Origin of the sequence: Brucella oryzae, from assembly GCF_041929965.1 — a bacterium.
GTDB lineage: Bacteria > Pseudomonadota > Alphaproteobacteria > Rhizobiales > Rhizobiaceae > Brucella > Brucella oryzae.
The window spans coordinates 34,314-55,542 of sequence record NZ_JBHEEO010000016.1 but is presented as its reverse complement, the minus strand read 5'-3'; the positions used below and the strand labels follow the sequence as shown (position 1 = coordinate 55,542).

Genomic DNA, 21,229 nt, shown 5'->3' with positions numbered 1-21,229 from the left:
TCTATTCAATTTGGATAGAGTCATTTCGGCGATAACGACTTGCAACACGATAATGGATCGACGGAGACTATAGTGATGCGGAGCTGGAGAATTCACCTTGCCGGTTGGCTGCTAGCAGCCATGGGTCTGAATACCGCCGCCATGGCTGCTGGACCCGATATGGGGTTTGACGTCGCCGTCTCACTGTCGGACAAAGCGGCAGCGAAGTTAGCTTCGGACCGTGAAACGATCATTGCCTTTGCCAGCTACTATGGTGATCCGAAGAAGAGTGCCGCAAAGCATGTCAATGAAATCGGGCTGATCAGTCTTTCTCCAAGTGATGAAACAGTCGAGATTGTCGGCACAAGCCAAAAGGTGCACATCTCAGGCGATAAAGTCGAAGTAAAGCGTATCGACTGGGTGAATGGACCAGTTAAAGTCAATCTGAACGTCGCGTCAGGCCGCAAGGCTGGACCGGACAATATTCTGAGTTGCGACTTCATTGACGGCGCTCTTTCGCAAGTGAGAAAAAGGCCTATCACGCTGCACTGCTCGCTTATTTCCGAAAACGTCGAGACGAAGCTTTTCCCCTGAACTCTTCAGATCAATGCCCTTCGTGAACAAGGAGATTTCACGTGAAAATACATCCTATTGTTTTCGTTTTTAGCGTGATTGCCGTGACCGCGCTATCCGGCTGCCAGGCGCTGGACAAAATGGAACGTGAGAATTATCAGCGCGCCTGTGACAATCTCGGCATCGAGCGTAGCACGCCAGCATATGACGAGTGCATGCTACAGCAACAGCGCATGGAAAATGATGACATCCAGCGCTCCATAGATCGCTCGAATGAAGAGCGTATCCTGAAAAAGCTGTAAGCTACTTTTGTCTTCGCTCACTGTGGCGAGGTGAAATCATGATCAGGCTCGTTTTTCTGTTGCTTGGTGCACAGGCCCTCAAGCCAATGTGGTGGATTCTGGCTACTGCTGGTGCCATCTGGATACTGCTTGGTATCGGCATCCTCTATGATCTCGGCGATGGCAGGCTTTCCGTTGTGCTCGATACGCTGGCGATATTCCTGATCATTGAAGGCGTAGTGGAAATTGCTGCTGCCTGCGCACGTGGCGCTCGAGAGCACTGGATTGACATCCTTCGCGGCGTGGCATTCCTGTTTGCCGCGTTCGTTGTTTTCGATGTGCCGTGGGACAACAACATCGCCGCATCAATCCTGTTTGGTCTGGCATTTCTTGTCGACGGCCTGTTCCGCATGGCATCGGCTTTCGTCGTTCATAGCAAGCGGTGGCGTGTTGGGATCACGGCAGGACTGATCGAGGTCGGCCTTGCCGTTGTCATCCTTGCATCAAAACCCCTTCCTCATCGTCTCACCGTTCCTTTTTGCTTCGCTCTTCTCCTCCTTACATCAGGTTATGCATTGTTGCGCATGGCCATTCAGTTACGCACGTTGCCCGACGGAGCCTCTGTTACCGCTCTACCGCTCTACGCCGCTCGTAACTGGCAAGGCGGCGATTCTCGATCTCTCTTGATCGATCGCAGTCAAAATAGTTTCAAAAACAATGGCATTCTCAACGTCTATGTCTGGACAGCCATTGGTTCAGTAACAGATCCGGAAAGACGCATACTGATTGACCGGTATGTCGCCGCCGTCGACAAGAAGGGCGTTATCTCGACAGGCCATAGTGCACTGGAGATGCCACCTGATCTTTATATAAGCCACTATCCTCTGGATGACATCGACCATAGCCCGGACGACTTTCGTGCCCTTCTCAATGCCGGTCCTCAAAATGATGTCGCAGGACGGTTCAATGAATCGCTTGCAGCAGAAGCTGCTGCATGGTGCATGCCGGATCAGAAAATTACCTTTTCACACTTCAACCCTGAAGCGCTTGGCGTGTTCTGGAATACCTATTCGCAGGACAGAACCTATAATCTAACCGCGCGCAATTGCTCGACGACGGTTATCCAGGCGCTGGATGCAGCTCTCGAAGGTTCATCTTTCACCGGAAGGCCTCTGCGTGATTTTCTTCGTATTGCAAGTGATCCACATTTCTGGATGATGCGCATCGTACGCGGACGGGCAGAAGCCATGACCTGGACACCAGGAATGGTCCTTGATTACACACGTCTACTCTATCAGGTGGTTGAACAGAGCGACCGCCGCTGGCGCAGGAAGCTGAAGGAAGCATTCCGCGACCGGAGCACATTGGCTGGACAACACGTTCTGCCGCAAGGCGAACGGAGCGAAGTGTGACCACATTCGTCGTTATTCTGACCGCCGCCATCTTTGGCCTTACCTATGGCCTGAGTGCGCCATTGATCGCACTTGAACTGGTGGATGCGGGTTATTCGGAAACTATCGTGGGAGCAAACAGCGCCATGCATGCTATCGGCGTTTTGCTGATAGCGCCCTTTTTGCCTGGACTGTCGTTACGACTTGGTTTTCGTAAATTGGCCAAAGGAGCCCTTCTTCTCGCTGGTACTCTTTTTGCTCTTTTCCCTGCCATGCCGGTATTCTTGCTCTGGTTTCCGCTACGTGCGGCTCTGGGTGCTGCGTCGGAAACCCTGCTTGTAGTTTCTGAAACCTGGCTGAACCAGATCACAAACGAGGCCAAACGGGGTCGCACGATTGCGATTTATGTCGCTGCACTGTCAACAGGCATGGCACTGGGGCCAGCAATACTGGCACTAGTTGGCCGTCAACAATCCCTTGCCTTTCTCATCGGAGCGGGACTTGCCCTGATAGCCTGTCTCATTCTTGTTCTGGGCCACCCTCACGACGTCATGCCTGAACGAGATGACAGTGGCAGTCCCTTTCGTTATCTGAAATTAGTCCCCGTTGCAGTTGCAGCAGCGGCATTGAATGCCGGGCTGGAAACGGCAGGACTAAGCCTCCTGCCCGTTTATGCCATCAATCTTGGCTGGCCTGAACAATCAGCAACGATTCTTCTCACTATTCTTCTGATCGGCTCCATTGTCTTGCAACTACCCATTGGCTGGCTTGGGGATCGCATGCCCCGTCCGGTGCTTATCATATTCCTCGCTTCGTTTTCCGCATGTAGCGCATTGATCTGGCCCAGCGCCCTTGCACATCCCTGGCTTGCCTACCCGCTTCTCTTTGTCTGGGGCGGTGCATTTGCGGGCATTTACACAATGGTGATTGCAGCGCTTGGTGATCATTACAAAGGTGGAGAACTGGTCAGTATCTATGCGCTGCTTTCCATCGCATGGGGTATAGGAGCACTATTCGGTCCGTTGCTTGGTGGCCTCGCAATGGAGTTTTCCTTACATGGACTACCATTGCTTGCCGCCCTTTCCTGCACGTCATTCGCAATTTTTGCTACAATTCATGGAGGGAAAAGACAATCGCCCGGCTGATTGGGATCGTCTGAACTGAAATCATGAACAAAATCTATCTGGCCATACTCCTGCTACCCTTTTATATTCTGACGACAATCACGGCTCAGACACGAGTCCTGGACCAGTCTTCACCGCCAGACCCAATAACAGTCGGTGTTTATGTCAGCCCACCGTTCGTCTCGAAGGAGAACGCACATTTCACGGGAATGGCTATCGAGTTATGGGAAAAGGCGGCAGATGCGCTCCATCTCAAGTATAGTTATCGTGAGTATCCTTCATTCGAAGCACTGATAAATGCCACGCAAACGGGAGAAATCAGGGCTGCTGTTTCCAATATCACGATTAGCCGGGATCGGGCCACGCGGATTGCCTTTTCCCAACCCTGGTATGATGCAGGTTTGCGGATAATGGTCGCGGACAATGAACAGGGTGGTTTCTGGCAAATTCTCGGCGGCCTTGAACGGGCTGGGCATTTGCGCGCGATGGCGTGGCTTATCGCGTTCGTCATCATAGCCACTGTTCTTCTCGCTCTGTTCTATCGGCGTTTCGATAAGACATTTCCCCGGCAATGGCATGCTGGCCTCGCGGAGAGTTTCTATGAGGTCATGTCTGTTGCGACGTCCGGGAAAGTCACTCGGCCGAACATATTGGGTTGGATCGGCCGTTTGTCAGGCGGCCTCTGGATGGTCTGCGGTGTTGCCGTAATCGCTTACGTAACATCGTCGGTGACAAGCGTGATGACTGCCTTATCACTTACGCATCAGATCAATTCGGTCGCCGATCTTCCAGGGCGAACCGTTGGTGTTCTCGGTGGAAGCATCGCCGAACAATATGGGCAGGAATTACGGCTTGATGTGCGACCTTTTCCTGACATCCAAAGGCAGGTCACCGCACTTATTGCAGGCGAAAGCGATGCAATCATCGGTGATGCACCAGTTCTGGAATATTACGCACATTCGAATTCTGTTCCGGCCTTGTCAGTTGTCGGCGCTATCTTCCATCCAGACAAGTATGGCTTCGGATTCAAGCTCGGCGATCCTCTTGCGCATGAAATCACCCTGCAGATTCTCGACAATCAGGAAACAGGAGACCTCGGAGTATTGCGCCGCAAGTATTTTGGCAACGAGCCGTAAACAACGCAGTATAATGGTGCAACGCCTCCCACCGGAACTGGATGATCGTGACCGTTGGACAGGAGTGAAGCACAAACGTTCCAACTTTGCGCCCTATTATAAAATTGTTGCGTTTTTAAAATTCTGGTAGTAGCAGAAAATGAAGGGATAACCGAAGCGTCGCCTCGAAACCCGACACGTATCGTTACGCAGTCGGAGGGGTATCATGCCTTGGATAAAGAGAATTCCGTCAAAATGGGGTACCGTGCACAGGCTTCCTGATGGTGCGGTAACGCGAACCAAGACGGGGCCGAACGAGATTAAACTGGTTGCCCCCGAAGCCTTTGCGCTCGTTATGCTGTCTCCTCAACCCCATCGGGAAATCGCACTTGGCGCGGACCGGCCATATGAATTCGACGCTCCCGCAGGCGAACTTGAACTTATTCCTTCCACAGCCGACCTGTTCGCCCGTTGGCAGGTTCCAAAAGAAAACATTCTGACCTCAATAAACACCGACCGGCTTCGAGGCTTGTCCGGCATGGAATTTGACTGCGAAGATTTTGAGCTGGTTCCGCCAAAACCTGGCTTTATCGATAAGACGGCCTATACGATTGCACTACTCATACGGGACGAGCTTTTGCACAAGCATGGGCCATGCGAACTCGTGCTGGATTCGCTTAACGTCATCTTCTGGCTGCACATTCTGCGGACACACTCTTCACATTCACAGGCAGAGGGAGATATCCGCCATCGTGGAGGACTTTCGTCCAGGGCATGGCGGCTAGTCGATGATTATATTCGGGCGCATATCGCTGAAAAACCGACCATCGAAAACATCGCATCCATTGTGGACCTGTCGCCAGGGCACTTTCTGCGTGCGTTCAGCGCGACAACAGGCATGACACCCTATCAGTACATACTGGAGGTTCGTCTGGATTACGCAGCCGCCCTGATACGCGATAAGGAATTGCCACTGAGCGACGTCGCACGCAAAGCAGGTTTTGCGAGTCAAAGCCACATGACCGCAAAAATGAACGAGCGATGGAAGACGACACCGGCGAAACTACGAGCGAGTGAAGAATAGCTGTTTCAGATGCAGACAGTAATCCCCGACAACCCTACCCCTTCACCTGGACAACAAAGCCTCCAACCGTGGATACCGAGTGCCAGAATTTCGTCCAACAGGTTGATCGATGACCGCTACACTATACGCGAATGACGAGCGAATTATGACAGAAGTGGTTGCGGGGGCTCGCAACTACCGATGCGAACACTCCTTGAAGATAGCAATTTGAGAATGGTACTACCAAAGCGGGAGCATCCTTTCATCCAACCGTCGTAAGTTTCGAAAGACCAAGACCGCGACTTAATGAGATCAATTATCTCATTAAGTCGCTCTTAAATTCAGTCCAGGCCCATCTACGAATTGCTCGGCAACGCGATTAAGTTTCGCATTTTTTTGCAGAGCGACATCGTGGTCTTCTTGATACTTTATTATATCATGAAAGCGGCCTCCCTTTTCTAACAGAATTATGGAGGCAATGTGGTCCATTGTGTAATCACCGTCCTGAAGCGGTATTTTAGCAGCGTAAATTTTGTAACTCTTAATAGCGTCTTCAATGTTTTCTTCGGTACCGCTTACGCCCACAATATGCTTGGAACATTACTAACATAGGTTTTCATAATATCCGCTGTGTCACGGCGTGGGTCCACTGTGATGTAGTAGACCTTCAACTTGCCCCTGTCCCGGATCAACGCCCATGAGACCAAATTGGATTAATTGAGAAGAGAGGGTTTTCGGCTCATCATAGCTTTATCAAAGGAAGCGAAGATGAGACAGAAAACCGTACCTCAGACATCTGCGTCCGAGAAAACGATCAAAGACATCCGGCGTGCCACGCGTAAACATTATTCGGCAGAGGATAAAATCCGCATTGTTCTGGAAGGACTGCGCGGGGAAGACAGCATTGCTGCGATCTGCCGCCGCGAGGGGATCGCCGAGAGCCTTTATTATAGCTGGTCGAAGGAATTCCTTGAAGCTGGCAAGAAGCGCCTTGCAGGTGACACTGCCCGTTCTGCGACCAGTGACGAGGTAAAGGCGCTACGTCGTGAAAGCCGTGAGCTTAAGGAAGCATTGGCCGACGTCACGCTGGAAAACCGCCTGCTCAAAAAAAGCATGATCGGGGATGGGGGCGACGACGAATGAGATATCCCGCCACCGAGAAGCTTGAGATCATCAGGTTGGTCGAGCAATCGCACCTGTCGGCCAGACAAACCCTCGACCGGCTCGGCATTCCAAGGCCGACTTTCTATCGCTGGTATGACCGGTTCCAGACCCAGGGTGTCGAAGGGCTGGAAGACCGGACGTCTGCGCCGTCACGGGTTTGGAACCGTATCCCCGACGATATCCGGGATCGTATCATCGAAATGGCGCTGGATCATGCCGATCTGTCGCCGCGCGAGCTGGCGGTGAAGTTCACTGATACGGAAAGTTATTTTGTATCAGAGGCTTCTGTCTATCGTCTGCTCAAAGCCCATGACCTTATCACGTCGCCAGCTTATATCGTCATCAAGGCCAATGACGAGTTCAAGGACAAGACCACACGGCCGAACGAGATGTGGCAGACCGACTTTACCTATTTGAAGGTTATCGGCTGGGGCTGGTTCTATCTATCGACCATCCTAGACGATTATTCCCGTTACATCATCGCCTGGAAGCTGTGCACCAGCATGAAAGTCGATGACGTCACCGACACGCTCGATCTGGCACTGGCCGCTTCAGGCTGCGATAAGATCAAGGTCGAGCACCGGCCACGCCTGCTGTCGGACAACGTCCTAAGTGCGGAAGAAAATGGGCTTGGCAGACAAAGTTTCTCTGCTCGTCAGCATGCTCACGCTGCATGACGCTCGTCAAGTCACATCGTCGAACCAGGTGGCTTCCACTGGCATTGGAAAAGGTCTCGTCCATAGCAAACACAGGGTCCATCATTTTGGCCCTCACCGTCCTTAACACGAGCTTCTGATCCAGGTGGAAGACCCAAGCATTGTCTACAGGATCATCCGAAGGATGCCCTCACGGCTCTAACTGACAGAGGTTCTTCCACCTGGTACCCGCCCTTCAACGAAGGGCCGGTAGTCTGAACCGCTTTTGACGACGGCGTGTACGACACGCGCCATCTTGGCGGTAATAGCGGTCATTGCCTTGCGGCGCAGATCGGGATTGTCACGATCTCTCGCGATGTAGCGTTCGAATTTATGTCGGAAGCCGTTCTCACGCTGGCGGATGGCAACTTGCCCAGCAATCCACAGGGTCCGCCGCAGCCGCGCGTTGCCGAATTTGGAAAGCCGGGCCTGGCCGCGATACTGACCCGATTGCTGTGTCGACAGATCCAGCCCACAAAATTTGAGAAACTGACGGTGATGATGAAAGCGGCGTAGGTCCCCAGCCTCCGCAATGATTGTTAGCGCGTTGATCGGACCGATCCCGGGAATCTGCCGCAGGATCTGATAATCACGGCTGTGTCGCAGCAGCTCATCGGCCTGTGCTTCGATCTCGTTGCGTTGGCGGATCAAGCTGCGGGCTTCGGCGACAACCATCCGAAACATGCGAATTGCAGGCGCATCCAGCGGCAATGGCAAGCCAATAGAGGTGCGGGCAGTCTCATAAATATCCATTAAAATCTGTGACTTGCTGACTTTCCTGCCGACAACATCCCATGCCGCTTCGACGAACTTCTCCTTCGTCAGTATCGTGATGCTCGATGGTGTGGGGAAGGCATCGAGGAACGCGAAGAACCAGTCGCTGCGACTGTTACCCCGGAAACGCTCGATCTCTGGAAAATACAGCGGCAGGTAATGCGTCAGGATGCGATGTTGTATCTCGGTCTTTGCGTTAGCAATGGCTTCGTGTGTCTTCGACAATTCCTGAACGTCGTTGATGCCAGCGCGCAAGGGATCGTGATAGACCTGCGTCGAATGGATCCTCAACATGTGCAGGATCACCTGCGCATCCTTAGGATCGTTTTTGTCCCAACTGTTGTGCAAGGCTTCTCGCGTGCGGGCAAGCGCCAGTGACGACACCAACCGCGTTTCGAAGCCGGCTTCCACCAACCGCCAAGCGATCGGACGATGATAGTTACCCGTTGCCTCAAAGGCGCAGACCACCGGTCGGTCATATGATTGCAAAATCTCGATCAGATGGTCATGTTCTGCACGCGTATTGAGAACAGACAACCGACGGCGGCGTTTATGACCGGGTGCTTCGATCAACACTTCATTGCGAACCTTGGCGATGTCGATGGCTACCAACACGGCATCGGCAGGTATAGAATTCTGACTGGTCATGGTCGGTCTCTCCGGAATGAGTTGTGAACACTCACATTCTAGAGGTACTTCGACTGGCCATGGCCACCTCGGACGATGCGCGCTTGCAGCAAAAAAGCTGCGCGCATCGCTCCCTCGGTGGCTCCAGTTCTTCCTTCCGTAGGTGCTACGGTTCGTGTTACGTCGCTTCCGACCTTGGTGATTGGCTGGACAAATACAAGATAGACCAAGTCCACGGCGCTCCCGGTCACCCGCAAACGCAGGGTAAGATCGAACGTTGGCACCAGACGTTGAAGAACCGCATCCTGCTCGAAAACTACTTCTTCAAGGAAGACCTTGAAGCCCAGATCGCGGACTTCGTCGAACATTACAATCACCGACGATACCACGAGAGGCTCGACAACCTCACGCCCGCCGACGTTTACTTCGGACGCGGCCAGACCATCTTGCTCGAACGCGAAAGGATCAAACGAGATACCATCAAAAAACGCCGCTTGAACCACCAAACCAAAGCAGCTTAAATCAAACCGAAAACCGAGCCGGAAACTCCAATCTCCAAAAACACAAATAGTCTCAAATCATTCGACGACGGACAAGATACACCTTGTGGCAAAAACACGTGATCCGATTGTGTCAGACAATGGTTTGACAATAATGCCAACGGCAACTTTTGATGAATGTCCACAATATCTCGATGTAATATGCATTCCCGGTGGATCATCGGGAACACTCGCTGCGATGAAAGACGACAAGACGCTGGACTTCGTCGCAGACCGAGGAGAAAAAACAAAATTTATAACGTCAGTCTGTACAGGCTCTCTGGTTCTTGGAGCCGCTGGCCTGCTAAAAGGTTATCGCGCAACTTCACACTGGGGCGCACGGGATCTGTTGAAAGAATTCGGAGCCGTACCAGTCGATAAGCGTGTCGTCATAGATCGCAACCGTTTAACGGGTGCAGGCGTCACTGCTGGAATGGATCTCGGTCTGACAGTCGTTGCGCAGCTTCGTGATGATTTCTATGCTCAAGGCGTGCAGCTGATTGCGGAGTATGCACCAGAACCGCCCTATAATGCTGGGACGCCGGCCACCGCTCCTGAACCCGTCAATCAAATGATGGCAGACATGTTTGTTGGTTTCGTAGGCGAAACCTCTCAAGCAGCTAAAGAGATAGTCGCGCGACGGTTTTGACGAAGTTAAGTTGACCTTCATGAAACTCAGGCCAGTTTTCTACCACCGAACGACGTAAACATTCGAGCACATCGAGTGTTGCGAAGAGGTTAAGTACACTTTGCTAACTCAAACTCAGAAAACTGGCTACCTTCCTAAAATCGCACGTTAGCAAGATCATCGGTGTTGAGATATTTGCAAGTGACAGATCGTCTTAATTGACGTCTCATGAGAATTAATCTCTGCCGCATTTACGATTGGATCATTGAACTGAAAAATTATATCGTAACAAAATAAGTTCAAAGTTTCTATTCGTGAATGCTTGGTCTCATTCTAGCGGTAACACGTTTGAACGCTTGACTTGGCCTAAAGCAAAACTGCTTTCTATAGATGCAATATTTTCAAGCCGCGTCAGCCTGTCCTTGATGAAACGCTCATAGGCCTCAAGGTCGGCGGCAACGATGCGCATCAGATAATCGCGCTGGCCGGTCATCAGGTAGCAATCCAGCACTTCCGGCCAGCGGGAAACGGTTTCCTCGAAACGGTCCAGATCTTCCTCGCGCTGGCGCTCCAGCTTGATTGAGGCGAAGGCGTTGATCGGAAGGCCGACCCGCTTCTGGTCGACGATCACCGCATAGCCCTTGATGATACCGGCTTTTTCCAGCAGCCGCACCCGCCGCGCGCAGGGCGAGGGTGAAAGGCCGACCTTGTCCGCCAGCTCGCCGATAGAGATCTTGCCATCCATCTGCAAGCTGCGAAGAATCTTGCGGTCAATCATATCGATTTCGGAATCTGGCATAAAACACCAATTATTGCCGCCATATTGGCTATACGGGCCAATATGGCAGATTTGTAAGGACAAATATAGCCGCTTTTGCCTGTCATGATATTCTAGCATTTCCCGAAATCAACGGCAGCCGGGAGAGAGAAAAATGGCCGACGTGAATATGCTTGAGGAACTGGAGCGAAAGGTTCTGTGGCTCGCGACATGGATGATCCATAATGCCAACCACCTGCGCGATAATGGCGATGGCCTCAAGGTCGGAGGGCACCAGGCATCGTCGGCCTCGCTGGCGACCATTATGACAGCACTGTATTTTCATGCGCTGCGGCCTGAAGACCGCGTTGCAGTGAAACCCCATGCCAGTCCGATCTTCCATGCCATCCAGTATCTCTTCGGCAACCAAACACGCGAGAAGATGGAAAACTTTCGCGGATACAAGGGCGTACAGTCCTACCCTTCGCGCACAAAGGATATCGATGACGTCGATTTTTCCACCGGCTCAGTTGGTCTTGGCGTAGCGCAGACACTGTTTTCATCGCTGGTGCAGGATTACATTCAGGCGAAGAACTGGAAAGCCGCTGCCCCGGAAGGCAAGATGGTTGCCCTGATTGGCGATGCCGAAATGGACGAGGGCAATATTTTCGAGGCGCTCCTTGAAGGCTGGAAGCATGGCGTGCGCAACACCTGGTGGGTGGTCGATTACAACCGCCAGAGCCTCGATGCCGTGGTGCGTGAAGGTCTTTGGGCGCGGTTCGAGGCGATTTTCCGCAATTTCGGCTGGGATGTGGTGGTCATAAAGCATGGCAAGCTGCAACAGGCGGCATTTGCCGAACCGGGCGGCGAGAAGCTGCGCGAGTGGATCGATACATGTCCCAACCAGGCCTATTCGGCCCTGACCTTTCAGGGCGGCGCCGCCTGGCGCAAGCGGCTGATGGACGATCTTGGCGATCAGGGGCCGATATCGCAACTGATAGAGCGCCGCAGCGATGATGAGCTTGCCGCCCTCATGGCCAATCTCGGCGGCCATGACCTGCAATCGCTGCTCGATGCTTTCGACGAGGCGCGCAAGCACGATCGTCCGGTGTGCTTCATCGCCTATACGATCAAGGGCTTCGGCCTGCCGCTGGCCGGCCACAAGGATAACCACGCCGGACTGATGACGCCGACCCAGGTGGGTACGCTGCGCGAGGCGATGAATGTCCGCACCGGCCATGAGTGGGATATGTTCGAGGGAATGAACATTCCGGAACAGGCAATTCGAGACTTTCTGAAAGCCGTTCCGTTTGTCCGGCGCGGCCGCCGCCGTTTCGACGCCGCAAGAATTGCAGTGCCGGAAAAGCTGGAATTCAACGCACAGTCGGCCATGTCCACCCAGCAGGGCTTCGGCTTCATCATGCACGAAATCGCCCGCTCCGATACGTCATTCGCATCGCGCGTGGTCACCACCTCACCCGATGTCACGGTCTCGACCAATCTCGGCGCATGGGTCAACCGGCGCGGCCTGTTCTCGCGGGAAACCATGGCCGATCTGTTCAAGACAGAGCGCATTCCCTCCACCTATAACTGGGCCTTCTCGCCCGCCGGGCAGCATATGGAACTCGGTATCGCCGAGATGAACCTGTTCATCATGCTTTCGGCGCTCGGACTTTCCCATTCGATTTCCGGAGAACGGCTGCTGCCTGTCGGCACGCTTTACGACCCGTTCATCGAGCGCGGCCTCGATGCGCTCAACCATGCCTGCTATCAGGATGCCCGCTTCATGCTGGTCGCCACGCCCGCGGGTGTAACGCTCGCACCGGAAGGGGGCGCGCACCAGTCCATCGCCACGCCGCTGATCGGTTTGGCGCAAGATGGTCTCGCCAGTTTCGAGCCCGCGTTTGTGGATGAACTTGCGGTAATGATGCGCTGGGGTTTCGAACATATGCAGCGCTCCGGCGCAGCAGAGGCCGACAATACGACCTGGTTACGCGACGATAGCGGCGGCTCCACCTATCTGCGCCTGTCCACGCGCACCATCGACCAGCCGAAACGCCAGATGACGCCGCAGCTTGAAGAGGACATCGTCAACGGCGCCTACTGGATGCGCAGGCCAGGCCCGGCTGCACAGGTCATTATTGCCTATACGGGTGCGGTAGCGCCCGAGGCGATAGAGGCAACCGGCCTGATGAGCGAGGACCGCCGCGATATCGGGCTTCTGGCCATAACCTCCGCAGACCGGCTCAATGCGGGCTGGACGGCGGCGCAAAAGGCGCGGGAGAACGGGCTTTCGCATGCCAACAGCCATATCGAACGCCTGCTGGCCGATGTGCCTTCACATTGCGGTATCGTTACGGTCATAGATGGTCATCCGGCAACGCTCGGCTGGCTGGGTTCGGTTCACGGACAGCGCACCCGATCGCTTGGAGTCGATCATTTCGGGCAGACCGGCTCGATCACCGAACTCTACCGCCATTACGGTATCGATGCGCACGGAATTATTGCCGCTGCCGAGTCTGTCACGCCGGGCAAGCCGATCAGGCGTTTCAGACTTGTATGAACGTGGTCTGAGGCAAGGCCTGCTCCATTGAGCGAAACAGGCAATCCTGCCTGTTTTTCAAAAGAAAATCATTGATACCGGCGCATTCGCGGCACCTGCCTCTTTTCCTGAAGCCGGACAGTCGATTATAGTCTTTCGATGAATATAGACCGGCTAAAAACCAGAGCGGCTCCGGAACTGGCTCTTGATGGTGTAGGCGCACCCTATCAGCAGATCGAGCGGGCCATTCGCGCCAAGATACAGACCGGAGCCTGGCCGCCCGGTTACCGGATTCCGCCAGAGGAGGAACTGGCGGTCAGCCTCGGCGTGTCCCGCGCGCCGCTCAACAAGGTGCTGAACAACCTCGCCAATGCCAAGATTATCGTGCGGCGGCGGCGGCTCGGCACTTTCGTCAGCGAGCGGACCGATAATCATGCCGTGATCGGGATTATCGATATTCGCAACAAGATCGAGCAATCCGGCAAGGAATACAGTTTCGAGCTTCTGAAACGCGAGATCGTAAGCGCTGAAGACGCCTATGGCTGGCAGGAAGCCGTTCGTAACGAGCGGCTTCTGCGGCTGGAACTGGTCCATAGGGCCAACGGCGTGAACGAGGTTTTCGAGGAACGCTTCATCCGCATTTCCGTCATCCCCGAGGTCGAATTCCAGAAATTCGATGCCGTGCTTCCCAATGAATGGCTGCTGGCGCGGCTGCCCTGTACCCGGCTGGTCAATACGATCCGCGCCGCAAGCCCCGACCGCAGGATTGCAAAGGTGCTCGGTCTTACGCCGAACGAGCCGGTGCTGGTATCCGAGCGGCGAACCTGGGCGCATAATGATGCGCTGACATGGGTCAAGCTGTCTTTTCCCGGCTATCGCAACGAGTTCGTCGGCGAATTCAGCCCCCTTGAACCCCTCGCGAATATCGGCTGACCGCATATTACAAGGTGAACGACATGGATGGAATTGCGGGCATGAGGGCGCTCTCGCGGGACCTTCGAGAGAAGTTTTTTGGTGAAGCGCCGCAAGAGGTGGCGCTGGTCGTATCGTCCGACCCGCTGAACAAGGCCTATCTGTCCGGCTATGTCAGCATGACACATGATCTGGCGCCTGCCTACAGGTCGGCAGTTCTGGCCTCACGCGATCAGGTCTCGCTGGTGGTCAGCGCCGCCGATGCCGGTCCGGCCTATGAATTTTTCGCGGATGCCAGCCGCCTCTACCGCTACGGGGAGTTCTATTTCGAAGCGACCGATGATGCATTTGCTGAATTCCGCAAGGATACCTATGTAAGTTTTCAGGAAGCCCTTGCCGAAGCCATCAGGGCGCAGCAATCTGAAGATGGCCTTGTCGGCGTGGATCGCTCGAATGACGATGTTGCCTGGGCGCTATGCCGCGAAATTCTCGGGGAAAGCAGGGTGCGGGATATCACGCCGGATCTTGCACGTGCACGTGCCACCAAGACCGTTGGCGAGGTTGCGCGCCTTCGCAAGGCCAGTGCGCTTGTCGAACAGGGCTTTCGCCAGGTAGCGGAAATCGCCCGCACCGGCATGACCGAGCACGATCTGGCTGCCGAAATCACCCGTTGCATCGTTTCGGGTGGCGGCGTGCCGCGCTTCGTTTCCGTAACCTCGGGCATCAGATCGGCGCTTGCCGATGCCTATCCGGCCGACCGGAAAATATCGGCCGGAGAAATCCTGCGCATCGATGCGGGCTGCACTGTCGACGGATACTGGTCTGATATCGGGCGGACCTTCGTGTTTGGCGAACCCGATGCGCGGCAGCGCAGGATTTACGGGGCGCTGCATGCCGGGCTGGAGGCAGAGCTTGCCGCCGTGCGCGCCGGTATACGGGCCGATGCTCTTTTTGCAATCGCCATGGAAAGCGTCCGTTCCAGCGGCATTCCCCAATACCGGCGGCAGCATTGCGGGCATGGCATAGGGCTGCGATCCTACGACAATCCAACGATCAGACCCGGCGAAACGACGCCGCTGCTCGAAGGGATGTGCCTGTGCCTAGAAACCCCCTATTATGAAATCGGCGTCGATGGAATGATGGTCGAGGACATGATCCGGGTTACGGAAACCGGCTATGAGCCCCTGACGACGATTTCACGCGAACTCGTCGTCATTTCCTGATCGCGCCTCACTGTGCGACCGGTGCGCACAGGCCATACAAGGCATCTCCGGCGGCACTCAGCGTCGGAAATCTGCGATAGACCACAATACCATCCGCCGCGAAGCGAAGCTCCGCCGGATCGCCGAGCAGCGAACCGACGGGATGGAGATACCCGGCCAGGTCGCCCTTGCGCACAGTCGATCCAACCTGTTGCAACGGCTCGAAAAGACCATCCGATACCGCATGGATCGATGTTTCGGGCGGCAGCATCCTGAGCATGCGGGTTGGTGGCTTTTCCGGCGCCGAAAGTTCCGGTGCCACGCCGAAATACCGCAGAACACGGCGTATTCCCGCTTCGGCCAGCATTGTGCCGCCTTGCGACAGTCCCGGCCCGCCGCCAAGCTCCGTGGTCAACGCCGCAAGCCCATATGCGGCGGCGGAAGCGTAGAGCGTGGTTGCACCGCCGCCGCCCCGGCCATCGGTGAGAATGGTGTTCGGTGCGCCGAAACAATCGAGCAATGCGGCAATGCGCTTTTCCTGCTCCGGCGAGCGCCCGCGATGGGCAAAGGCAACCGGCATATAATCCAGCGAGCTTCCACCGGAATGAAGGTCCAGAACATAATCGGCCAGCGGAAAAAGAACCGTGGTCAGATAATGGGCGATCATACTTGTCGGCCCGCCATTTGCGGTGCCTGGAAACAGCCGGTTGAGATTGCCGGAATCGAGTGGCGAATTTCTGCGGCCTGCAATGACGGCGGGGCGGTTGAGTTCAGGCAGGATGATGACGCGGCCCCTGACCTCCGTATCGCGCAATGCGGCGGCAATTCTGCGCAAGGCGATCTGCCCCTCATATTCATCGCCATGCGTGCCTGCCGTGAGCAGAACCGTGGGGCCAGCGCCACCATTGATGCAGACCATGGGCACAGGAATCCAGCCATAGGCCGATGTATCGGAGGAAAAAGGCACGCGGGCATAATCGATCTGCACGCCGTGTCGCTCGAAATCGATTGCCGTCCAGACCTGGCTTTTCATCTCGCTTGTCATGCTGGCTCCCTGTTTATGCTGCATCGGTTCATTGCGATAAAATATCCGGCTCATATGCGTTTCATACGAAACTCCGGGGCTGTCGGTACTGCGGCTGCAAGGCATGCCGCCACAACACAGACAATGGCTGTGGCGACAAGAACCGCTGTCATCCCCAGCCCTTGCGACAAGGGCGCGATAGCTGAAAGCCCCAGCGGCGCAAGGCCGTAGGATACAATAAAATCCAGCGAGGAAACGCGCGACAGCTTGCGGCGCTCGATTTCACCCTGGATGGCCGTAAACCAGATGACGTTGAAAAGCTCCATTCCGAAACCGGCAATCACATAGGCTGCCATCGGTATCCAGAAAATTTCCGGCACCAGAAGGCTGAGAGGCACCACGCTATAGGCGCCCAGACCGGCAAGCGCCCACCAGCCTCTTTTGACCGGCTTCCAGTAAGAGATTGCGACGCCGCCGAGAAGTGCGCCGGACATGTAGGCCGTCACACTACCGGCCAGCAGGCTGGCATTATTGTAAATGGTCGTGCTGATCAGCGGCACGAGAACGCCGGTGACGGAATAACCGGTCGCGACCACCGCCGAAAGGGCGGCAAGAGCTGCAAAGAACCACGGATGGCGGCGGGCTTCGTGGTAGCCTTCCAGCAAATCAGCGGCAAATCTTCCGGCAAGGCCCGTTCCGGCGATTGCCCGCCTGATTTCCCTGTCCGGTTCGGCGGGCCATGGCGGAAGCACGGCGCTGATCATCCACAACAGGCCGATAACCAGAAATGCCGCCTCCAGCCCGAACGCGGTTGCCACGAGCGTGGCCGCCGCCGGTCCGATGAGGATCGTTGCCCGCACCGAAAAGCTGAGCGCAGCATTGGCAATCTGAAGCTCTGCTTCCGGCACCAGGCCGGGAACGATAGACTGGTAAACCGGCCTGCAAGCGCCCTGCCCCATGCCGGAAAGCACAACGCCCGCTGCGGTGAGAATGGAGAGCGGTCGCGTATCTCCCGCAATGTCGAGGAATATCAGGGCCGCGCCGCAGGCGGCAATCAGGCTCGACACCAGAATAATCCAGCGGCTTCCGACCCGGTCCGCCATGACGCCGGCAACCGGCACGGCGACCAGAAACCCTGCCGAGCGCAGCGCAAGAAATATGCCCAGATCGACCGGGGACAAAACAGCATCAGCAACCGCAAAACCGAGCACGAATGGCAGCGCCCAGGTGGCGATGCCCGATGCGGTATTGCCCGACCACAGCCGGAAAAAACCTATGGAAGGGACGCTGGACACCGGCCCTAGCCGCCCTGACCGGGAATATTCGCGCTGTTGCGAATTTCTTCGAGAATGCGAACCCAGCTGCGCACGCCCTTGTGGAAACGCCCGACATCATAGCGCTCGTCCGGCGCATGGATAGCATCGTCGGGCAGGATGAAACCGATCACGATACAATCGATGCCCAGCATATCGCGAAACTGCTGCGCAAGCGGAATGGAGCCGCCAGAACCCTTGAGAACGGTAGGCTTTCCCCATTCTTCCGCCAGGCCGCGAGCGGTCGCTTTCACGAACGGATTGTCCTCGGGCATGGCGACGGCGCTGCTTCCGGGAAAACCCTCGAATTCCGCCGTGCAGCCATCCGGCAGGCGGGAGCGCACCCAGGCCTGGAACAGTTCGCGTATCCTTGCGGGGTCCTGCCCTTCCACCAGCCGGAAGGAAAGCCGGGCCGTTGCCGAGCCGGGAATGACCGAGCGCTCGCCCGGTCCCTGGTTGCCGCCGGTAATACCGTTCATATCGACCGTGGGCCGCCCCCAGATGGCTTCCAGAATCGAATAGCCTTTCTCGATGACGCCGCCGCGCAGATCGATCTTTTCGACGAGATCGGTCTCTTCCGCCAGCGCCCGCCACTGCTGGCGAAGCTCCGGCGAGATATCGCTCACCCCATCATAGAAACCGTCAATCGCTACACGGCCATTTTCATCGTGAATGCCCGCAAGGATCCCGCTGAGTATGCGAACGGGATTGGCCGCGACGGCACCGAAAAAGCCCGAATGCAGATCGCCATTCGGCGCGTGTATCACCACCTTTTCATGGAGAAGGCCCTTGAGGCGAATGCTCAGCGCGGGCTGCGTGGGCGACCACATATCGCTATCGCAGATGAATGCGACATCGCAGGCCAGCTCTTCCCTGTGCGCCTCAAGAAAGGCGGGCAGGCTGTGCGAGCCGGATTCTTCCTCACCTTCCAGCAGGATAATCACCTTGCCCGGAAAACCGCCATGGATATTTTTCCAGGCGCGCAGCCCTTCGATGAATGTCCAGAGCTGGCTTTTGCTATCCGATGCGCCCCGGCCATAGAAGCGGCGAAGCCCGTCTTCCTCGATAATTTCCGGCGCGAAAGGCGGATGCTTCCACGCTTCAGCCTCTCCGACCGGCTGCACATCGTAATGCCCGTAAAACAGCATTCGCGGGCTGTCCTCGGCAACCGCGCCGGTCGAGTGGGCAAGCACCAGCGGATGACCTTCGGTTTCCACGATACGCGCGCTGAAGCCAAGCTCCGCAAGCTCGTTCTGTAGCCAGCGCGCCGCCTGGCCGATGCTTTCCACGCCCGAAGGATCGCCCGAAATGGAAGGGATCGCTATCAGTTCGAGGAGTTTGTTCAGCCCGGTCTCAAGGTTGCGATCCGCTTCCTGAAGCGCGTTTTCTGAAGCATTTCCGGTGAGTACGGAAATATCGGCCATGATCTGTCTCCCTGTTTTTCAGATTTCGAAGCCGAATTCCGCTTTCAGATAGTCGCGCAGCGATGCAATATCCGCCTTTGCAACCGACACCTGCTCTGGTTCCGTCGGTTCTTTCAGCCCTGTCGAGCAACCGATAACCACCACGGGACCATCGTTTTCGAACCCGGCAATGTTATCGAGCGCCGCAAATGCCGCACTGGAGGAATATTCCTGCCACAGGCCCTGGCGCGCCATGACCGCGTGGGCTGCCCGCGCTGCATCGTCATCCACCAGCATCGGCAGGCCATTGCTTTCCCGTATGGCGACAACTGAGCGATAGCCATTGATGGTCGTGGCCGTGCCGGACTGGAAAGTGGGCTTCGCCTCGACCGTAATCGCCGGAACCCCGGCCTCGATTGCATGGAAGAGCGGGCCGCGGGCCGCTGGCTCGACGGAAACGAGTTGCGGAATGCGATCCGTATGGCCCAGCAGCCTCGCTTCATTGAAACCCTTGTAGATGCCGTAAAGCATCTCGCCATAGCCCGTGGGCACCACCACGGCAGATGGGACCTGGCCGTCGAGATCGGCAAGGATTTCATAGGCAATCGTCTTGTAGCCCTCAGGCCCCCAAGGGTGTCCCGTATGAACAGAGGTCAGATTGCTCACCGGATAGGTGCCTGGCAGTTCCTGAAGCGCACGCAATGCCGGCCAGCGATCCTCGGCGGGCAGAAATACCGGAAATGCGCCATATCCGAGGATCATATCCCGGAATGCCGGACTGACTTCCGGCATGGTCAGCACGATGCAATTGAGCCCGGCGCGGCTTGCCATGGCGGCAGCAGATACGCCATGATTGCCTGAAGAGGCGACGATAATCGTCGAGGCGCCCTCATAAAGTGCAGCAGAAACCGTGAATGTGTTCAGCCGGTCCTTGTGGCTCCACGTCGGGTTGCGGCTCTCGTCCTTGACGAATACGCCCCGGTCGCGGAATACGGGCGGTGCGACGGCGGAAACATCTACCAGCGGCGTATCGCCCACCGGCATGGTCATTTTCGGATGAAGCGGCGGCAGGATTTCCTGCCAGTCATGCCATCCCGCCCGCTTTGCGAAACGGACGCGGGATACGGCTGCATAGTCGTAATCCACTTCCAGCGGAAATTGCATGCCTTCATTCGAGGTTTCGGGGCAACCCGAAAGCAGGGCGGGTAGCAGCGGGAAAGCCGGGTTTCCCGGGCCAAGCGATCTCTGTCCCTTCGCAAGCGAGGGAGTCTTGATATTCAGATCTGTCATTTTGTTGCCTTCAAATTACCAGGACATTCATTGCCCTTCAGGAGCGCAGGGTGTGGCGTCTGCTCAATGCAGTATCTGCTCCAGGAAGTGCCTGGTACGCGCTTCCTTCGGGCTTTCGAAAAATACGGATGGGGGCGCTTCCTCTACGATCTTGCCCTGATCCATGAAGATGACGCGATCGGCGATCTTGCGCGCAAAGCCCATTTCATGCGTTACGCAGATAATGGTGATGCCGTCCTGCGCCAGGTCCGCCAGCGTTTCCAGCACTTCCTTGACCATTTCCGGATCGAGCGCAGAGGTTGGCTCATCGCATAGAAGCACCGAGGGTTTGACGCAGAGCGAACGTGCAATAGCTACACGCTGCTGCTGCCCGCCGGAAAGCTGCCGGGGATATTTATCCGCCTGCTCGGGTATCCTCACCCGTTTCAGGTAACGGCGGGCTATTTCCTCCGCCTCCTGGCGCGGAACCTTGTGCACCCATCTCAGCGCCAGAGTGCAGTTTTCCAGCACGGTCAGGTGCGGAAAGAGATTGAACTGCTGGAAAACCATGCCGACATTCTTGCGAACCGCATCCAGCACCTTCGATTTTTGCGAAAGCTCAACGCCATTGACGGTGATCTTGCCGCCCTGGAAGGATTCAAGACCATTGATGCAGCGGATCATGGTCGATTTTCCGGAGCCCGAAGGGCCGCAAACGACGATCTTTTCACCTTCACGCACACTGAGATTGATATTGTCCAGGACCTGGAAGTCACCGAACCACTTGCTCATCTTTTCAATTTCAATCGACTTTTCGAGATTCATATCGGGCATGCCGGACCCCTTTCTTTCGG

Annotated in this window: 16 protein-coding genes and 4 pseudogenes; 12 read left to right on the top strand and 8 right to left on the bottom strand. The window is 55.8% G+C overall.

The annotated features are described in order from the left end of the window. Positions 1-39: 39 nt before the first annotated feature. The 6 genes from JNC70_RS16125 (at position 40) to JNC70_RS16100 (ending at position 5,547) form a co-directional block, all read left to right on the top strand. Positions 40-573, top strand: coding sequence for a hypothetical protein (locus tag JNC70_RS16125; protein ID WP_374788690.1), 534 nt, complete (start codon positions 40-42; stop codon positions 571-573). A 41-nt stretch (positions 574-614) separates the two neighbouring features. After that, on the top strand, positions 615-854 hold the full coding sequence (locus JNC70_RS16120) for a hypothetical protein (RefSeq protein WP_247997981.1): 240 nt from the start codon (positions 615-617) through the stop codon (positions 852-854). A 38-nt stretch (positions 855-892) separates the two neighbouring features. Further along, positions 893-2,245: an HdeD family acid-resistance protein gene (locus JNC70_RS16115; RefSeq protein ID WP_374788689.1), complete on the top strand. Its 1,353-nt coding sequence runs from the start codon at positions 893-895 to the stop codon at positions 2,243-2,245. Then, positions 2,242-3,369 (top strand): MFS transporter, encoded by a 1,128-nt coding sequence (locus tag JNC70_RS16110; RefSeq protein WP_374788688.1) that lies wholly within the window; start codon positions 2,242-2,244, stop codon positions 3,367-3,369. Before JNC70_RS16115 ends, JNC70_RS16110 begins: the two co-directional genes overlap by 4 nt. 23 nt (positions 3,370-3,392) lie before the next feature. Beyond that, positions 3,393-4,484: a transporter substrate-binding domain-containing protein gene (locus JNC70_RS16105; RefSeq protein ID WP_374788687.1), complete on the top strand. Its 1,092-nt coding sequence runs from the start codon at positions 3,393-3,395 to the stop codon at positions 4,482-4,484. A gap of 205 nt (positions 4,485-4,689) precedes the next feature. Then, complete coding sequence (locus tag JNC70_RS16100; protein WP_374788686.1) at positions 4,690-5,547, top strand: helix-turn-helix transcriptional regulator; 858 nt, start codon at positions 4,690-4,692, stop codon at positions 5,545-5,547. A 303-nt stretch (positions 5,548-5,850) separates the two neighbouring features. On the opposite strand, the pseudogene JNC70_RS16095 reads toward JNC70_RS16100, so the two are convergent. Beyond that, positions 5,851-6,233 (bottom strand): annotated as a pseudogene (locus JNC70_RS16095) (SCO family protein). 61 nt (positions 6,234-6,294) lie between these two features. On the opposite strand from JNC70_RS16095, the pseudogene JNC70_RS16090 reads away from it, so the two are divergent. Further along, positions 6,295-7,295, top strand: a pseudogene (locus JNC70_RS16090) (helix-turn-helix domain-containing protein); the annotation flags it as partial. A gap of 224 nt (positions 7,296-7,519) precedes the next feature. On the opposite strand, the pseudogene JNC70_RS16085 reads toward JNC70_RS16090, so the two are convergent. After that, a pseudogene (locus tag JNC70_RS16085) lies at positions 7,520-8,807 on the bottom strand (IS110 family RNA-guided transposase). 149 nt (positions 8,808-8,956) lie between these two features. Here JNC70_RS16085 and JNC70_RS16080 point away from each other — a divergent pair. Both JNC70_RS16080 and JNC70_RS16075 read left to right on the top strand, forming a co-directional pair. Further along, a pseudogene (locus JNC70_RS16080) lies at positions 8,957-9,307 on the top strand (integrase core domain-containing protein); the annotation flags it as partial. A gap of 85 nt (positions 9,308-9,392) precedes the next feature. Next, positions 9,393-9,974, top strand: a complete 582-nt coding sequence (locus JNC70_RS16075) for a DJ-1/PfpI family protein (protein ID WP_374788685.1) — start codon at positions 9,393-9,395, stop codon at positions 9,972-9,974. Positions 9,975-10,281: 307 nt separating this feature from the next. Here the strand turns inward: JNC70_RS16075 and JNC70_RS16070 are convergent, their stop codons facing one another. After that, positions 10,282-10,752, bottom strand: a complete 471-nt coding sequence (locus tag JNC70_RS16070; RefSeq protein WP_374788684.1) for an Lrp/AsnC family transcriptional regulator — start codon at positions 10,750-10,752, stop codon at positions 10,282-10,284. Between the two features lie 133 nt (positions 10,753-10,885). On the opposite strand from JNC70_RS16070, the gene JNC70_RS16065 reads away from it, so the two are divergent. The 3 genes from JNC70_RS16065 (at position 10,886) to JNC70_RS16055 (ending at position 15,387) form a co-directional block, all read left to right on the top strand. Beyond that, positions 10,886-13,273, top strand: coding sequence for a thiamine pyrophosphate-binding protein (locus JNC70_RS16065; protein ID WP_374788683.1), 2,388 nt, complete (start codon positions 10,886-10,888; stop codon positions 13,271-13,273). Between the two features lie 138 nt (positions 13,274-13,411). Beyond that, on the top strand, positions 13,412-14,185 hold the full coding sequence (gene hutC / locus JNC70_RS16060) for a histidine utilization transcriptional repressor HutC (RefSeq protein WP_113342176.1): 774 nt from the start codon (positions 13,412-13,414) through the stop codon (positions 14,183-14,185). A gap of 23 nt (positions 14,186-14,208) precedes the next feature. Then, positions 14,209-15,387 carry a M24 family metallopeptidase gene (locus JNC70_RS16055; RefSeq protein ID WP_374788682.1) on the top strand — a complete coding sequence of 393 codons (1,179 nt, stop codon included), beginning with the start codon at positions 14,209-14,211 and terminating at the stop codon, positions 15,385-15,387. Positions 15,388-15,394: 7 nt separating this feature from the next. On the opposite strand, the gene JNC70_RS16050 is transcribed toward JNC70_RS16055, so the two are convergent. The 5 genes from JNC70_RS16050 to JNC70_RS16030 form a co-directional block, all read right to left on the bottom strand. Next, positions 15,395-16,411, bottom strand: coding sequence for a succinylglutamate desuccinylase/aspartoacylase family protein (locus JNC70_RS16050; RefSeq protein ID WP_374788681.1), 1,017 nt, complete (start codon positions 16,409-16,411; stop codon positions 15,395-15,397). 50 nt (positions 16,412-16,461) lie between these two features. Beyond that, the gene (locus JNC70_RS16045) at positions 16,462-17,685 is read right to left on the bottom strand and encodes an MFS transporter (protein ID WP_113342178.1); all 1,224 of its coding nucleotides are present in this window, start codon (positions 17,683-17,685) and stop codon (positions 16,462-16,464) included. 5 nt (positions 17,686-17,690) lie between these two features. Continuing rightward, the gene (locus JNC70_RS16040) at positions 17,691-19,127 is read right to left on the bottom strand and encodes a M20/M25/M40 family metallo-hydrolase (protein WP_113342179.1); all 1,437 of its coding nucleotides are present in this window, start codon (positions 19,125-19,127) and stop codon (positions 17,691-17,693) included. 18 nt (positions 19,128-19,145) lie between these two features. Beyond that, positions 19,146-20,396 carry a threonine synthase gene (locus tag JNC70_RS16035; protein ID WP_113342180.1) on the bottom strand — a complete coding sequence of 417 codons (1,251 nt, stop codon included), beginning with the start codon at positions 20,394-20,396 and terminating at the stop codon, positions 19,146-19,148. Between the two features lie 63 nt (positions 20,397-20,459). Then, a complete protein-coding gene (locus JNC70_RS16030; RefSeq protein ID WP_113342181.1) occupies positions 20,460-21,209 on the bottom strand; it encodes an amino acid ABC transporter ATP-binding protein in 750 nt (249 codons plus the stop codon). Positions 21,210-21,229 lie beyond the last annotated feature (20 nt).

Coding starts and splice junctions, on each gene's coding strand:
- JNC70_RS16115 (WP_374788689.1), top strand. CDS start 893: ATGATCAGGCTCGTTTTTCTGTTGCTTGGTGCACAGGCCCTCAAGCCA.
- JNC70_RS16105 (WP_374788687.1), top strand. CDS start 3,393: ATGAACAAAATCTATCTGGCCATACTCCTGCTACCCTTTTATATTCTG.
- JNC70_RS16100 (WP_374788686.1), top strand. CDS start 4,690: ATGCCTTGGATAAAGAGAATTCCGTCAAAATGGGGTACCGTGCACAGG.
- JNC70_RS16070 (WP_374788684.1), bottom strand. CDS start 10,752: ATGCCAGATTCCGAAATCGATATGATTGACCGCAAGATTCTTCGCAGC.
- JNC70_RS16065 (WP_374788683.1), top strand. CDS start 10,886: ATGGCCGACGTGAATATGCTTGAGGAACTGGAGCGAAAGGTTCTGTGG.
- hutC (WP_113342176.1), top strand. CDS start 13,412: ATGAATATAGACCGGCTAAAAACCAGAGCGGCTCCGGAACTGGCTCTT.
- JNC70_RS16055 (WP_374788682.1), top strand. CDS start 14,209: ATGGATGGAATTGCGGGCATGAGGGCGCTCTCGCGGGACCTTCGAGAG.
- JNC70_RS16050 (WP_374788681.1), bottom strand. CDS start 16,411: ATGACAAGCGAGATGAAAAGCCAGGTCTGGACGGCAATCGATTTCGAG.
- JNC70_RS16040 (WP_113342179.1), bottom strand. CDS start 19,127: ATGGCCGATATTTCCGTACTCACCGGAAATGCTTCAGAAAACGCGCTT.
- JNC70_RS16035 (WP_113342180.1), bottom strand. CDS start 20,396: ATGACAGATCTGAATATCAAGACTCCCTCGCTTGCGAAGGGACAGAGA.
- JNC70_RS16030 (WP_113342181.1), bottom strand. CDS start 21,209: ATGCCCGATATGAATCTCGAAAAGTCGATTGAAATTGAAAAGATGAGC.